The organism is Sporosarcina cyprini (assembly GCF_022048975.1).
Lineage (GTDB): Bacteria > Bacillota > Bacilli > Bacillales_A > Planococcaceae > Sporosarcina > Sporosarcina cyprini.
In genome coordinates, this window is sequence record NZ_JAKMHX010000030.1 from 79,707 (window position 1) to 94,506 (window position 14,800).

Here is a 14,800-nt window from a genome sequence, read left to right on the forward strand (position 1 = left end):
TCGGGCATTCTAAACAAAAAGGAGTGGAATGCATGAAAAAAGCTGCTATTTTCCTGACAGCCCTCTTGTTCGCGATTATCATGGCAGGCTGTTCTTCAGGAAAAGAGAATACAGTCCCAAACAACTCAGGTAATTCTGGCAAGCCTCTCAAGTCAAATGAAACATCGGGTGTGCAGAAAGTGGATAAAGGCTTGCTTGATTATTTTCTAGCAGACGGAGCGAAAGCCCATTTCCGAGGGGAAGGCCAGAATTTTTCTGAGCTTGATGTTCAGTTTGCGATGCCTTACGAAAATTATGTCATAGTTCATGAAAGCAACGGCCAGGCGATTGTCCGATATGTTTATCAAATCGGCGAAAAACAAATCACAACTCTCAGCTATGAGTTAGTTGATTCCACAACTGACTTCCCTACCTTGGATGAAATAAAAAAGATGGAACCTGTCGGCGTCTATCTTCACAAACCGTTTGAGAAAGGGCAGCTATTCGGACAATGGGAAATTGTTGAAACCGATGTACCTGTCGAAACATATTTCAAGAAATTCGACAACGCATTCGTCCTTCAATCGACAGAACCGATCATTGGCGCAGAAAACAAGGCGTATATTGTGAGGAAGTATTTTGTGGAAGGATTCGGAGAAGTGAAACGGGAATCTATCATGAAAACCACTGATGGCGAGCGTCTGGTCATGACCTCTACATTAGAATCCGTTTCACAACCATAAAAAAGAGGCAGCCTTTTGAGGCGCCTCTTGGTTTGACAGATTATTGTTTTACAACGTTAGCTGCTTGAAGTCCACGGTTGCCTTCTACTACTTCAAATTCAACGTGTTGACCTTCGTCTAGAGATTTGAATCCGTCTCCCTGAATTGCGGAGAAGTGTACGAATACATCATCTTCGCCTTCTACTTCGATAAATCCGAAGCCTTTTTCAGAGTTGAACCACTTTACCGTACCTTGTTTCATCCTACTACCTCCAAATAATAAATACTTAACTAATACGTGAACTCCCTACAATGAAAAAATTCACATATTACAAAAAGTACCGATGAGCACCGATCACTTTTTGTAATACGTGAATACGTTTCATTCGGTCAATCTCACTCTATTGTTACTGTAACTATACCATATTTTTCAATAAAGTCAACATAACATTATTAACTATTCGAATTGTTGCTCAAAACTTCACCACATGGATTGCCGTCTTGCAGTATTATGATCCCATGGTATAGTTGTAAGCATTCATCGCACCCATCACAATATACCCTCTCTGATTCTGACCAAAACGCAAAAAAACAATTTTTTCTTTTTTCATTAAATGTATGCTCATTCTCAAGTTTGTTATATAAATCACGAAAATACGTGTTGGCTTCTTCCTTTGACTCAAACGACTGAGATGTCACGACCATGCTTCTCCAATCGTCGAACATCCACCACGGCTCATAATCCGCTTTCATATAGATTACTTCATACATTCCAAATCCCCCCAATCGCCATATGCCGTGAATGTCCCCCATTTTAGCAAATTCCTTCTCGTTATCCAAGCGTTTCATATCGACCGTTCAAAAGGAATGTTTTCCTGATAGGAATCAGGTATAATTGTACTAAGCGGATGAAACTTTCCTTTCCTTGAAACGTATTTACTATATATACAGAAGGAGGCCTGAATGCGCCATGCAAGAAGTAAAACAATTTTTCATTCGACATTTCATTACCGCACCAGTCAGTTTTGGTTCCTGGCTCATCTTCCTTTTGGGAGTTGGCATGAATTTCTTTGCTGCAACAGGCCTGATGATCGCCATTTATCTCGGAGGCACATTTACAATCAAACAAATTCAACTCTCATCCAACGTTAAAAAACTCGGCATGTCGAGATCTGAATACCACCATATAAAGACGCAGATTGCAGAGGCCAAGGGAAAAATTAAGAGATTGAACAGCCTGTACGGTCAGGTACGATCCGTTCAAGCATTTAAACAAGTATATGAAATGAACAATCTGGCGAAACGGATCTTATCCATTGTACGCAGCAACCCTCAAAAGTTTTACCATGTGGAGCGTTTCTTCTATTCACATTTGGATTCTGCTGTAGAATTGACTTCCAAATATTCCATGCTTGTGAATCAGCCACTGAAGGACCAAGAATTGCGGGTGGCGCTCCAGCATACGAGAGAAACGTTAAATGACGTCAATAAACAATTAGAGCAAGATTTACGAAGCGCCCTGGCGACGGATATTGAGCAGCTTCAGTTGGAACTCGACTATGTCGATGTAACGATGAATCATAATAAGCCGTTGCTACATATGAAAGGAGACTTGCCTCATGACAGAAAACAAATCAACGATCGATGAAGTGAAATCATTCGATGACCTATTGGAAAACCCATTCAACGAACCATTGCTGCCAAAAGAAATGCAGATGGAAACACCTGCTGCATCCACTTCTATAAAGTTGATGGACCGCCTTTCACCAGAAGAACAGGAAAAGGCGAAACAATTGGCTGCACAGATTCCTGTAGGCAATTATGAAGCGATCATTACGTATGGTGCAAATGCGCAAAACGAATTATCCCGCTTCTCTCATAAGATGCTGGACCACGTGCAAAGCAAGGATATTGGTCCGGTTGGAGATGTACTCAGTGATTTGATGGGGAAACTTTCTGAAATTGATCCTGAGGATTTGAGCGATAAAAAGAAGTCAGGCCTCAGCCGTTTATTTAGCAAGGCGACACGTTCCATTCAAGAGATGATGACAAAGTATCAAAAATTGAGCACACAAATTGATCGAATCGGTGTACAATTGGAGCATTCCAAGCGGGGCTTGCTGGAAGACGTCCACATGCTGGAAAGTTTGTACGAGCAGAATAAAACATACTTCCAAGCTTTGAACGTCTACATCGCTGCTGCAGAACTGAAACGGGATGAAATCGCGAATGTGACCATTCCTGAATTACGAAGAAAAGCGGAAGCATCCAACGACCAAATGGCATTTCAAGAAGTGAATGACATGGCACAGTTTCTTGATCGACTGGAAAAGAGATTGTATGATTTGCAGCTATCCCGCCAAATCACTATTCAAAGCGCACCGCAAATCCGTATGATTCAGCAAACGAACCAGACGCTTGCAGAGAAGATCCAATCATCGATCATGACTTCGATTCCGCTTTGGAAGAACCAGATTGCCATCGCCCTCACGTTGAACCGTCAGCGAAAGGCAGTTGAATCACAGCGGCTTGTAACGAAAACAACAAATGATCTTCTTCTAAAAAACTCTGAAATGCTGAAAGTTAATTCCATCGAGACAGCGAAAGAGAACGAACGAGGCATCATCGAAATTGATACACTGAAGAAAACACAGGAAAACTTAATTCAAACTATCGAAGAAACCCTTGTCATTCAAGCGGATGGCCGTGCGAAGCGGAAAGCTGCTGAAGTAGAAATCGCGAGAATGGAAGAAGAATTAAAACAAAGACTTCTCTCTGTTCATGAAAGAACACAAAACCGCCCATCATAAGGCGGTTTTTTCTATGGTTCTTATTTGACGACAATGGCAAGCAGTTTGCGTAGTATGCGCAATGTTTGATCCGCAAAGCTTTCCACCGAATGGGCGGAAGCTGTCTTATTGCCAAACATGCTGCTGAACAGTTCCCTTTGATCATCTGTCGGCTCTTCAGTGGACAAGAAAAGATGAATAACAGATATTCCCTGTTTCTCCGTTTCGAGGACGGCTTCCCTCGTGTCTAGAATGCCATTTCGATCATACCCAAAAGCAGATGGTTCCCCGTCTGAAAAGACGAGTAGAAATTTATGTTTTTCCGTACGCATCATTAATCTTTTTTTCATCCACCGAATAGCAAAACCATCCCGGTTATCTTCATTCGCTTCAAATGATAAGATCGACAGCCCGCTGTCTTTATGGCGATCGTAGAATGTATGCATCATGCCAAATTTATTCAGCTGGGATTCCTTTGACGCTTCTTCGGCATCTTCATAATAAGAAGAGATTTCATGTTGTATTTTCAACGTTCTCAGGACGTCGTGAAATAACAGCACCGCCATTTTGGTTTCATCCAGTTTATCGAGCATGGAAGCCGATCCATCCACAAGCAGCCCGAAGACTGCGTCCAGGTTGGCCGAAGGTGCCTGTTTCCGATAAAATGGCTTCGGTCTTTCATCGACAAGCATGGTCGTCAATTTTGAGGACAACCGGCCTTTCAGAAGCCTTTCTCTCCGCGATTCGGTTTTCAATTCAATCCGCTTCCTAATTTCTTCGGTTAACGCCCGAACAATCGGCTTCTGCCTTTCTCGCCAGGCAATGAGTTTTTCCATATTTTCTTTAGACGGCTTGCCTTCGATCCGCTCCTCTTCGTACACGACATGCGTATGTTCGCGGCCAAATTCATGGCCGGCAACGTATCGCTGAGCGGCCTGCCGATCTTCTTTCGCATTGTCTTGCCATTGCTCGCTTTCATTGCCGGTAGACCGTCCATGGCCAGTTTCCTCGATAGCTGCCCCGTCATTTCCTTCCGCCGCATTTGTCCCATCACCCTTACCGGAACGGCCATGCTCCAATTCGTATTCCAGATGGATTCCTGACTCGTCTTCGGATTCCCGATGCCATGTACGGAACAGTTCTTCGATCGTATCTTTTACTTGTTCATCTCCCTGCTCGGCGTCTGTCATTCCTTCATGATAATGAAACGTAACCGTTTCCTCTGTAACTGAATCACCGAGAGCGTAATATTGGTGAACCAAATCCCTTTCAAGTTCTTCCTCTACAAAGAATATGACACGCTCCGCCAGATAAGTGCTTTCTTCTGTGCTTGTGCTGTCATATGCCTGGCCGATCATTAGGAGCAGCGGCCCCAAGTCAAGCAGCCCTTCCCCATTCCAGCTTTGATCGGCATAGATCCCCTCATACAGGGAAATGAATAATTTATTGAGCAGCGCATCCGCAAAGAAACTCTTTTGGACATTGGAAGCCAGGCTGTCACGATGGAAAGCGATCATTGCTTCACGCCTTGCTTCAAAAGCGACCGCCGTACCTGGCCGCTCCTTCTGAATCTTTTCAATTAGCCTGAACTCCTCAAGCATGAGCAGTAGCTCCGAACAGAGATGCGGAAAGGGATGAGTCCGGTATTCCTTCTGATACGTTAGCCACTTTTGCACTGAAAAGTCCTTCCAAAATCCCGAAGTTAACAAGTACAGATCGGATAACCGACCCAGATGTGTCATCTGTTCCGTTCGATGCCGCCAAAAAACACTCATGGAGACAGCAACTTCACGAGGCCGTAACTCCATTAATTTCCTCTCAGTCAGTTCGAGAAAAGGGGCATCCGCCAATGCACGACCCAAGCGTTCATATAGTAAAAGCTGATTGGCATCTATCGTTTCATCATTGAATTGGATGAACCGTTTCACCATGGATGTGAGCCTTCTTCCAACGAAGGAGGAATCCATGTGTCCACAAGTTCCATTACGAGTTTTTGTTCCATGGAATCTTCTAGTTTTTCAGCAATTGCATATTGAATGGCCCTTTTCTCGGGAATATGAACTGACAGCTGGACGGCATCCAACAAACTCCTGACCGAAGCGGCTTCATCCGACAAAAGTCCATTCATAACTTGTTTTTTCAAATCACCGTGGATGGAAAGAAACGCTTGCAGCTTTTGAGTTTCCACTTCAGGATAAGTTGATACAAGAAGTGAATTCAATTGTTTATCACTTAAATACGGGATCGAAAAAGAGACGAAGCGGTTTTTTAGTGCTTCATTCATGGGAGAAGTACCTACATAGCCTTCATTAATCGCTGCGATAACAGAGAAATTGTCATGTGCCTGGATGACTTCCCCGGTCAACGGATTTGTCAGCATTCTGCGATGATCCAAGACGCTATGCAAGATGGGCAACGTTTCTGGTTTCGCCATGTTAATCTCATCTATGTACAAGATATGCCCCTTTTTCATTGCTTGGACGACTGGCCCTTCCACGAATTCAATATGGGTTTGCCCTTCTTTTGTAACGATGGTTTTAAAGCCAAGTAACGACTCGGCATCCAGATCCACTGAGCAATTGACGCTTTGCATCGGCTGGTGGAAATAATGGGAAACACTTTGCGCTAACTTGGTTTTGCCTGATCCAGATGGCCCTTTTAATAGGACAGGCTTCTTTAGCGTTACAGCAATCAGTATATCGTCCCACAAATAAGGGGTCGGTGAGACATAGCCGCCTTCCTGGATCAGCCGTTGATCCTCCTGCGTATAGACAGTCTGGGTGCGCCGCTCCTGTTCTTTTTCAATAAACTCTTTCATGCTCTAGCCTCCCTGCTAAAGAAACCGATACATCATAAAAGAGATGTACCGGTTATTAAGTAAAGACAATGCAATTATTCAAAATAAGTTTTGTAGAAGCCGCCAACTTTCCCGCTGTTGTCAATAATAAACAGAAATTCATCCGTCTCATTCTTCACTTCATACTCTTTCCCCGGGGTTAGCATATTGGTTACTACATATTTCTCCGCATCCGCATGTTTACAGACGACGGTTCGAATCGTTGGGGCAGTTAGCCAATTTGTAAATGACATGAAAGTTCCCTCCTTTATTGAATGGAAAAAAATCGGTCCGACATAAGGCGGACCGATCAATGTTACTGGATGCTAATTAAGATCCAAGCAGAAGGTCTTCTGGATTTTCAATTAGTTCTTTTACCATTTTCAAGAAGCCAACAGAATCTTTACCGTCGATAACACGATGGTCATAAGATAATGCAACATACATCATCGGACGGATTTCAATGTTATCTCCTACAGCAACCGGACGCTTTTGGATGGAGTGCATTCCAAGAATACCGACTTGCGTACCATTCAAGATTGGTGTGGAGAGCAAGGAACCGAACACTCCGCCGTTTGTAATTGTAAATGAACCGCCAGCCATATCGCCAAGAGTCAATTTGTTATCACGTGCTTTTTTAGCAAGCTCACCGATTGTATCTTCGATTTCCGCAAAGTTTTTGCGGTCCGCATCACGGACGATCGGAACAACAAGGCCGCCCTCAGTAGAAACGGCAATACCGATATCATAGTAATGTTTCATGATGAGATCGTCTCCGTCGATTTCGGAGTTGACATATGGATATTTCTTAAGTGCCGCAACAACCGCTTTCGTGAAGAAAGACATGAAGCCAAGGCGGACATCGTTCTTTTCAAAGAACTCATCTTTCTTGCGTTTACGAAGTTCCATTACCGCTGTCATGTCGATTTCGTTGAATGTAGTCAACATTGCAGTGGATTGCTTCACTTCTAGCAAACGTTTAGCGATTGTTTGACGGCGACGCGTCATTTTTTCGCGTGTTTCACGGCCGTCTTGTGCCGGTGCAGCAGCTGGTGCTTTCGCAGGCGCAGCCGCTTTTGGTGCAGTTCCGTGTGCTTGAACGTCTTGTGCACGGACGCGTCCCATTGGATCGACTGGCGATACAGAAGCTAGATCGATGCCTTTTTCGCGTGCCAATTTGCGAGCTGCAGGGCTTGCAATCGTACGATCAGATGAACTTTCTTCAGTCGCTGCAGCAGCTGCCGGTGCTGGTGTTTCAGCAGGTGCTTCTTTAACTGCAGGTGCTTCTTCCGCTTTTGGAGCTGGAGCGGATTGGGCTGGTGCCCCGGAGCCTGCTCCAACAATAGCGATCACTTGACCGACTTCAACTGTATCACCTTCTGCAGCAAGAAGCTCTTGGATGACGCCAGCTTCTTCAGAAATGACTTCAACGTTGACTTTATCTGTTTCCAATTCAACGATGAATTCGCCTTGTTCTACACTTTCTCCTGGCTGTTTTAGCCATTTTGCAATTGTTCCCTCAGTAATCGACTCCGCAAGTTCTGGTACTCTGATCTCTGCCACAATAAATTCCTCCTCTGTTCTACCGATATTCCGGTGTAAAGCTAGCAACTACAGATTTTATTTTTTAAGAGCTTCTTCGATGATCCGGTTCTGCTCTTTCTTGTGGGATTCGCCGTCTCCTTCGGATGGGCTCGCACGGTGGATTCGTCCGACATAAGAAATAGCCTTGCCTTCCGCGATTTCTTGCAAGTAAGGATAGGCAAATGACCAGGATCCCATGTTTTTCGGTTCTTCCTGAACCCAGACAAGTTCCTTCGCTTTCGGGAAACGTGCCACGATTTCAGCAATCTTTTCAGCAGGGAATGGATACAATTGTTCCACCCGGACGATATGCAAGTGATCGAAACCTTCTCCGTCTTTCACTTGTTCTGCCAGATCAATTGCCATTTTTCCGCTTGCGAAAAGAATTTTCTTCACTTTTTCAGGCTTCATGCCAGTTCCAGGCTGTTCAAGAACGGTTTTGAAATGGCCGTCTGACAAGTCGGATACTTCTGCTCCAACGAGCGGATGACGAAGCAATGATTTAGGAGACACGATGACAAGCGGTCTTTCCGCTTCAGTTCCAAGCATTTTCGCTTGGCGGCGCAGGATATGGAAATAGTTTGCTGCACTCGATAAGTTAGCAACTGTCCAGTTGTTCTCTGCACAAAGCTGCAAATAACGCTCCAAACGTGCACTGGAGTGCTCAGGACCTTGCCCTTCATACGCATGTGGAAGCAAGATGACTAATCCAGATTGCTGGCCCCATTTGGAATAGCTGGAAGATACGAACTGATCGAACATGACTTGCGCCATATTAGCGAAGTCGCCGTATTGTGCTTCCCAAATGCTGAGTGCCTTGTCTTTTTCCAAGTTATAGCCGAATTCGTAACCAACAACCGCAAATTCAGTCAATGGGCTGTTGTACGCAACGAATGAAGCATTTGCTCCGCTGATATGATGAAGAGGCACAAATTCCTCTCCTGTTTTTTCATCGTGCAAGACAAGATGACGATGTGCGAATGTTCCGCGCTGGACGTCTTGGCCTGTCAAACGGATTGGATTACCGTCTTGAATAATAGAACCGAATGCCAATTGCTCAGCATGCGCCCAATCCACTTTCGATTTTCCTTTGAAAGGTTCTTCGCGACGCTTTAAAATCCGATCCAGCTTGCTGAATACCGTGAAATTGTCTGGGTATGTAAGAAGTTCTTCATTCATTCGTTGAAGTCTTTCCTCCTGCACCCCTGTTTCTACATCTCTCGGCATACCGGCCAAAACGGATTCAGGTGTAGCGTTTGAAGGCTTCTTGACGTCTGCGGAATGATTTTTCACGTTGTCATAAGCGGCTTGCATCACTGCATAGACATCGGCATCCATCTTGTCGACCGCTTCTTTAGTCATCAGATTCGCTTCAACCAATTCAGCGCCATACAACTGGCGTGCAGTCGGATGCTTATGAATGACATGGTACATCATCGGGTTCGTCACTAATGGTTCATCCATTTCGTTATGGCCGTAACGACGATATCCGATCAAGTCGATTAATACATCTTTTTCAAACTTCTGGCGGTATTCGAACGCCAGTGCAGCAGCAGCAATTACTGCTTCAGGATGATCTGCATTAACATGAAGCACTGGTACTTCAAAGCCTTTTGCCGGATCAGATGCGTATAAAGTAGAACGGGAATCATACGACTCTGTCGTAAAACCAATCGTATTGTTCGCGATCACATGGACCGTACCACCAGTACGATATCCTCTTACGCGGCTGTAGTTGAATGTTTCCGGTACAATGCCTTGACCAGGGAAAGCAGCATCACCATGGATCATGACACCATATGCAGCATTCATATCCTGCTCTGGCATACCCGGATGATCTGTGTTTTCCTGCGCGGCTCTTGTTTGACCTGCAACAACAGGATTCACTACTTCCAAGTGTGAAGGGTTGTAAGCAAGGAAACGCTCTGTGCCTGACTTCCCTTTATAAAGTGCACCCAAGTGATATTTCACATCGCCAAACCAACCGCGGGACGTTTCAACTGAACCGTCTTCCGGTAGGAATTCTAGTGAAGGCACACCTGCAAATTCTGCAAACATCATTTCATATGGTTTATTTAAAATATGGGTAAGAACGTTCAAACGTCCTCTGTGAGCCATACCGATAAGTACTTTCTTCGTTTTGGCTTCCTCAGATTTACGCATTAATTCATCAAGGAACACGACAAGTGTATCGAGACCTTCAATGGAGAAACGTTTTGCACCGACAAATGTCCGGTGGATGAACTTTTCGAACCCTTCAATTTTTGTCAAACGCTCCAGCAGTTCTTTTTTCTCATCGTTTGATAAGTTGACTGCTACTTCATTGTTTTCGATCTTGGATTGAATCCAGTTTCGTTCCTCATCATCTACGATGTGGGCAAATTCATACGCAATTTTACCTGTGTACAAATCTTTTAGGTAGTTGACTGCGTCCAAACCGTTTTCCACTGTTGCAGGAACGTTTTTCAAGAACAAGGAAGCTGGCAAAGCCCGTAGATCATTCTCAGTAAGGCCGTATTTAGCAAGCTCTAGTCTTGAAGCGTCACGTGGATGGTCCTTCAACGGGTAAATATCAGCCGCCAAATGGCCATGCGTGCGAATCGCTTCTATTAACGCGTAGGCTGCCAATGCTTTGCTGAAGTCTCCGGAAGGGATACTTGCAGAAGCTGATACAGCCACATCTCCGTTCTCCATCACTGGAGCGCCGTAGGTCTTGAACATTTCCGCTAATTGCGGATCAACCGCTTCAGGGGATGTCTTAAATTTCTCATACATCTCCATAACATACCCAAGGTTCGGCCCCGAGAATACCGAGTATGGTGAACGATGGGAACCAACATTGTTCGACATGTAAAATGACCTCCACATTTGCCTGTAGGCATATTGTGTTATATTGTTTATCCGTATTAATAATACCATTCAAAACAGTCAACTGAAAGGGTTTAATACTAAGATATACATATTTATACCGTCACCAAGGATACACCTGTTTCTTTCTTCTTGCAACTGTTGTTTCTAACAGCCAGGCACCTTTGATAAGCAGTTCCAGCTAATTTTTATACGACAGGATCAAATCTACCATCGATTCAGGGGATTTCGTCTGATTATACTTTTTCATATTGGCGATCAATACATCCTTTTCTGACACCAAATTAGAAATCAAGTCCGAGAGCCGCGCCTTTTCCAGTTCTTCTTCTGTAATAACGTGAGCGACTCCTAATGATTTGAATAATGAAGCGTTCAATAGCTGGTCTCCCCTGCTTTTGGCAGCAGATAAAGGAACGAGAAGCATCGGTTTTTGAACAGCAAGCATTTCAAAAATTGCGTTCGATCCGGCTCTTGACACAGCAAAATCGGACGCAGCGAGCAAATGCGGCAATGCATCCGTAACATATTCAAATTGCGTATAGCCTGTTACTTGCTCCTTGGCCATATCTTTATGGCCTTTTCCACAAAGATGTATGACTTCAAACCTCTCTGCAATCCAGTCCAGTTCTTTTCGAACCGCTTCGTTCAGCACAACAGACCCTTGACTGCCTCCCATCACGAGAATGACCGGTTTTTCTCCAGACAAGCCAGCTATCCGCAAGCCTTCCTTTCGGTCACCCCGAAATAACTCAGGACGAATGACAGGACCCGTGCATGTCGATTTCGCAGACGGCACGTACTTCAGCGTTTCTTCAAAAACAGTGAAAATATGGTTAGACATCGGAAGGGCTAATTTATTGGCCAGCCCCGGTGTAACATCTGATTCATGTACAACCACAGGCACTTTTGCCATTCTGGCCGCCATGACCACAGGAACGGAAACAAAACCGCCCTTCGAAAAGACGATGTCCGGCTTAAGCTTTCGGAGGATCGAGAAAGCCTGCATAACCCCGGCCCCGACTTTAAACGGATCCGTAAAATTCTTCATTGAAAAATATCTTCGGAGCTTGCCGCTCTGAATGGCATGATAGGTTACTTCGGGACGTCCCTGTCCGATCAGCTCTTTTTCGATACCGTCATACGAACCGATATAATGGACTTCATAGCCTCTTTCTAGGAATTCTGGAATCAGAGCTTCGTTAACAGATACGTGTCCCGCTGTTCCTCCGCCCGTTAATACAACAATTGGCCGTTTCATTTGGCCGTTCACCTCAATTATCAAGTAAATGCTTATTCGTACTTCCATGCTATTATAGCAAAAAAAACGTGTTACAATAGTAGTCGATTGACGCTTTCTCCAATTAACAACTTAAAAACTATCACTGCCACTGACAAAGGGGGATTCCAATTGGCAGAATCGATCACACTTAAGAAAAAGACAGGCATCTTTGCTAAAATCGTCCTGCCGATCCTTATAACGCAAGTCGCACTCTATTTGATGACATTCTTCGATATTTTGATGACTGGGCGTTACGATACATATCATCTGGCTGGCGTCACAATCGGCTCCTCCTTCTGGGTTCCGGTCTATACCGGGCTTTCCGGCATCCTGCTTGGATTGACGCCTATTATTGCCCAATTGATCGGCGGAAGAAAGGAAGAGGAAGTCCGTCCGAATGTCCAGCAAGGTTTATACGTTTCCATTTTGCTGGCAGTACTCGTCTTCGTCGTAATCCAATTCGGCGTTCGTCCGATGTTACATCATATGCCGCTTGACGGGCCGGTTAGGATAGTAGCAGCTGAATACTTGACCGGTATGAGTGTCGGACTGATCCCATTATTCATGTATACGGTCTTGCGTTCATTCTTCGATGCATTAGGTGCGACACGGGTGTCAATGTTCATCATTCTTTTATCTGCACCCATAAATATTGTGCTAAACTATTTACTCATCTATGGTAATTTCGGATTTCCTGAACTGGGAGGCGCTGGCGCTGGCTATGCCTCTGGAATTACATACTGGATCGTATTAGCCATTGCTTTTTATATTGCGTGGAAACGCAAGCCCTTCCATGGCTTTTCCCTTTTCACCAGCTGGCAACACGTCTCCTGGAAAAAAATTATGGAAATCCTCAAAATCGGGGTGCCAATCGGGCTTTCCATTTTTGTTGAAACAAGCATTTTCTCGGTTGTTACTCTATTCATGAGCAAATATTCTACCGAAGTAATTTCATCTCATCAAATTGCGCTGAATTTTACTTCCTTGCTTTATATGGTTCCGTTGAGCATTTCTATGGGAGCCACGATTTTAGTGGGACAGTCTGCAGGCGCATCGCGATATTATGATGCCAAGCAATACAGCTATCTTGGAATTGGTCTTGCGATTACATTTAGCTTCTTATCCATCGCCATTCTGCTTCTTTTCCGTGAACAGATTGCTTCTCTTTACACGACAGACATGGCAATTATTAAACTATCTATGCAGTTCTTCCTGTTTGCGGCACTGTTCCAGTTGTCGGATGCTGTACAAGCTCCCATACAAGGTGCACTGCGGGGCTATAAGGATGTCAATGTGTCGTTTGTGATGGGCATTGTCTCATTTTGGCTCATCGGTTTACCTGTTGGCTATGTAACTGCGACATTCACTACCTTAGGGCCACTTGGCTACTGGGTCGGACTCATAGCCGGTTTGACGGTTGGTGCCATCATTTTAAGCATTAGGCTACGCATCATGCAGCGTCGATTTTCTACAATCTGAGAAGGTCATTCCCGAAAGCCGGGAATGGCCTTTTCATTTATAGATATGTAATGCGTCAGCATATGGATATGGTACGCATGGAAAAACGGATGGTCCGTTTAGAGATAAGATAATGCTTCTGAGCATGTTCGCATCCCAACTGCCTTCTTCCTAGCAACTTGACGATGCTCATAGCTAGTAATGGTTTGTCCTGCCAAACAGATTACATTGTACAAGTAAAAACAGGTGAGGGAAAACAAATAGTTTTCCTTCACCTGTTTATGGGTTTTAACTCTATTATTTTTGAATGAACTGCTGTGTCCAATAGTTGCCGTTTGCATCATATCCAATACCGATATGTGTGAAGCCCGGTGTAAGGATGTTTTGTCTGTGGCCAGGTGATTCCATCCACGCTTTGACAACCTCTTCAGCCGAACGTTGACCCATAGCAATATTTTCAGCAGCAGAACGATAAGAGATGCCGAACGATTTCATTTGGTCAAATGGAGAACCGTATGTCGGGCTATTATGATCAAAATACTTTTTAGATGCCATATCTGCAGATTTAGCACGCGCTGACTTCATTAATTTATCGTCCATCGCCAACGGCTTCAGACCTGCTTTTTGTCTTTCAGCATTCGTCAAGTCAAGCACTGCTTTTTCAATAGCGGAAGCAGATGTTGCTGTTGGTGGTGTTTCTGGTTTATTGGTAACAGTAGAATCCGTGTTTTGATTCGGATTGTTAGGAACTGTTGTATCTGGTTTTTCAACCGGTTTCGCCTGTTCAACTGGTTTGCTTGGTACTGTCGGTTTTTGTTGTTCTACAGGCTTTCCAGGTTTCTGCTGTTGAACCGGCTTATTGAAAACTGGTTTATTCCCTTGGAAGCTTGAGAAATAGTTTTCCCATTGAATTTTATAGTTATTGAGGAACTCCTGTGCTTCTTTTTGGTTGGAGAAGCTATATGCATTGTTACCTTCATATACATAAACTTTGATATCCTCATTAGTTGGAGCCTTCTCGTTATTATAGTAAGAAGCCTCAGCATAGTGGTTGTTCGACATAAGTAGAGCCGAACCGAGCAAGATGACTGCCATCGATTTTTTCATCTTATAACTCCTCCCTTCGTAAACTATCATAACGTAAGGAAGGAAACGAGAATCCCCAACACTTGCCAACCTATCCAGTTCCGTCAAAAATACGTGAACGAAGGGAAATGAAAACGTCTTGATTGGTCATGATTGGATGTCTCTCATATTATTACAAGCTTGATGGGGTTGACAGTAG

The 14,800-nt window shown here is 44.2% G+C and carries 13 protein-coding genes; 4 read left to right on the top strand and 9 right to left on the bottom strand.

The genetic code is table 11. The features are described 5' to 3' along the window. Positions 1-32: 32 nt before the first annotated feature. On the top strand, positions 33-722 hold the full coding sequence (locus L7D49_RS12830; RefSeq protein WP_238081438.1) for a hypothetical protein: 690 nt from the start codon (positions 33-35) through the stop codon (positions 720-722). Between the two features lie 40 nt (positions 723-762). On the opposite strand, the gene L7D49_RS12835 is transcribed toward L7D49_RS12830, so the two are convergent. Continuing rightward, positions 763-963, bottom strand: a complete 201-nt coding sequence (locus L7D49_RS12835) for a cold-shock protein (protein WP_238081440.1) — start codon at positions 961-963, stop codon at positions 763-765. Positions 964-1,154: 191 nt separating this feature from the next. Continuing rightward, positions 1,155-1,472 carry a DUF1033 family protein gene (locus tag L7D49_RS12840; protein WP_238081441.1) on the bottom strand — a complete coding sequence of 106 codons (318 nt, stop codon included), beginning with the start codon at positions 1,470-1,472 and terminating at the stop codon, positions 1,155-1,157. A gap of 199 nt (positions 1,473-1,671) precedes the next feature. Between L7D49_RS12840 and L7D49_RS12845 the strand changes: the two genes are divergently transcribed. Beyond that, positions 1,672-2,349: a 5-bromo-4-chloroindolyl phosphate hydrolysis family protein gene (locus tag L7D49_RS12845; RefSeq protein ID WP_238081443.1), complete on the top strand. Its 678-nt coding sequence runs from the start codon at positions 1,672-1,674 to the stop codon at positions 2,347-2,349. Beyond that, positions 2,321-3,511, top strand: a complete 1,191-nt coding sequence (locus L7D49_RS12850) for a toxic anion resistance protein (protein WP_238081445.1) — start codon at positions 2,321-2,323, stop codon at positions 3,509-3,511. Before L7D49_RS12845 ends, L7D49_RS12850 begins: the two co-directional genes overlap by 29 nt. Before the next feature lie 20 nt (positions 3,512-3,531). Here the strand turns inward: L7D49_RS12850 and L7D49_RS12855 are convergent, their stop codons facing one another. From L7D49_RS12855 to L7D49_RS12880, 6 genes are all read right to left on the bottom strand, one after another. Beyond that, positions 3,532-5,421, bottom strand: coding sequence for a vWA domain-containing protein (locus tag L7D49_RS12855; RefSeq protein ID WP_238081447.1), 1,890 nt, complete (start codon positions 5,419-5,421; stop codon positions 3,532-3,534). Further along, positions 5,415-6,308, bottom strand: a complete 894-nt coding sequence (locus tag L7D49_RS12860) for an ATP-binding protein (RefSeq protein ID WP_238081449.1) — start codon at positions 6,306-6,308, stop codon at positions 5,415-5,417. Before L7D49_RS12860 ends, L7D49_RS12855 begins: the two co-directional genes overlap by 7 nt. Positions 6,309-6,382: 74 nt before the next feature. Further along, positions 6,383-6,580 carry a DUF6501 family protein gene (locus L7D49_RS12865; protein ID WP_238081452.1) on the bottom strand — a complete coding sequence of 66 codons (198 nt, stop codon included), beginning with the start codon at positions 6,578-6,580 and terminating at the stop codon, positions 6,383-6,385. 76 nt (positions 6,581-6,656) lie between these two features. Further along, on the bottom strand, positions 6,657-7,889 hold the full coding sequence (odhB, locus tag L7D49_RS12870; protein WP_238081454.1) for a 2-oxoglutarate dehydrogenase complex dihydrolipoyllysine-residue succinyltransferase: 1,233 nt from the start codon (positions 7,887-7,889) through the stop codon (positions 6,657-6,659). Positions 7,890-7,946: 57 nt separating this feature from the next. Beyond that, positions 7,947-10,760 carry a 2-oxoglutarate dehydrogenase E1 component gene (locus L7D49_RS12875; protein WP_238081456.1) on the bottom strand — a complete coding sequence of 938 codons (2,814 nt, stop codon included), beginning with the start codon at positions 10,758-10,760 and terminating at the stop codon, positions 7,947-7,949. 199 nt (positions 10,761-10,959) lie between these two features. Continuing rightward, positions 10,960-12,036 (bottom strand): undecaprenyldiphospho-muramoylpentapeptide beta-N-acetylglucosaminyltransferase, encoded by a 1,077-nt coding sequence (locus tag L7D49_RS12880; RefSeq protein ID WP_238081458.1) that lies wholly within the window; start codon positions 12,034-12,036, stop codon positions 10,960-10,962. A gap of 150 nt (positions 12,037-12,186) precedes the next feature. Between L7D49_RS12880 and L7D49_RS12885 the strand changes: the two genes are divergently transcribed. Then, complete coding sequence (locus L7D49_RS12885; RefSeq protein WP_238081460.1) at positions 12,187-13,536, top strand: MATE family efflux transporter; 1,350 nt, start codon at positions 12,187-12,189, stop codon at positions 13,534-13,536. A gap of 276 nt (positions 13,537-13,812) precedes the next feature. Here the strand turns inward: L7D49_RS12885 and L7D49_RS12890 are convergent, their stop codons facing one another. Beyond that, positions 13,813-14,622, bottom strand: a complete 810-nt coding sequence (locus tag L7D49_RS12890) for a CAP domain-containing protein (RefSeq protein WP_238081462.1) — start codon at positions 14,620-14,622, stop codon at positions 13,813-13,815. Positions 14,623-14,800: the final 178 nt, after the last annotated feature.

Bases quoted from the DNA above. Each gene is read 5' to 3' on its own strand.
- L7D49_RS12830 (WP_238081438.1), top strand. From the start codon at position 33: ATGAAAAAAGCTGCTATTTTCCTGACAGCCCTCTTGTTCGCGATTATC.
- L7D49_RS12835 (WP_238081440.1), bottom strand. From the start codon at position 963: ATGAAACAAGGTACGGTAAAGTGGTTCAACTCTGAAAAAGGCTTCGGA.
- L7D49_RS12840 (WP_238081441.1), bottom strand. From the start codon at position 1,472: ATGTATGAAGTAATCTATATGAAAGCGGATTATGAGCCGTGGTGGATG.
- L7D49_RS12845 (WP_238081443.1), top strand. From the start codon at position 1,672: ATGCAAGAAGTAAAACAATTTTTCATTCGACATTTCATTACCGCACCA.
- L7D49_RS12850 (WP_238081445.1), top strand. From the start codon at position 2,321: ATGACAGAAAACAAATCAACGATCGATGAAGTGAAATCATTCGATGAC.
- L7D49_RS12855 (WP_238081447.1), bottom strand. From the start codon at position 5,421: ATGGTGAAACGGTTCATCCAATTCAATGATGAAACGATAGATGCCAAT.
- L7D49_RS12860 (WP_238081449.1), bottom strand. From the start codon at position 6,308: ATGAAAGAGTTTATTGAAAAAGAACAGGAGCGGCGCACCCAGACTGTC.
- L7D49_RS12865 (WP_238081452.1), bottom strand. From the start codon at position 6,580: ATGTCATTTACAAATTGGCTAACTGCCCCAACGATTCGAACCGTCGTC.
- L7D49_RS12875 (WP_238081456.1), bottom strand. From the start codon at position 10,760: ATGTCGAACAATGTTGGTTCCCATCGTTCACCATACTCGGTATTCTCG.
- L7D49_RS12880 (WP_238081458.1), bottom strand. From the start codon at position 12,036: ATGAAACGGCCAATTGTTGTATTAACGGGCGGAGGAACAGCGGGACAC.
- L7D49_RS12890 (WP_238081462.1), bottom strand. From the start codon at position 14,622: ATGAAAAAATCGATGGCAGTCATCTTGCTCGGTTCGGCTCTACTTATG.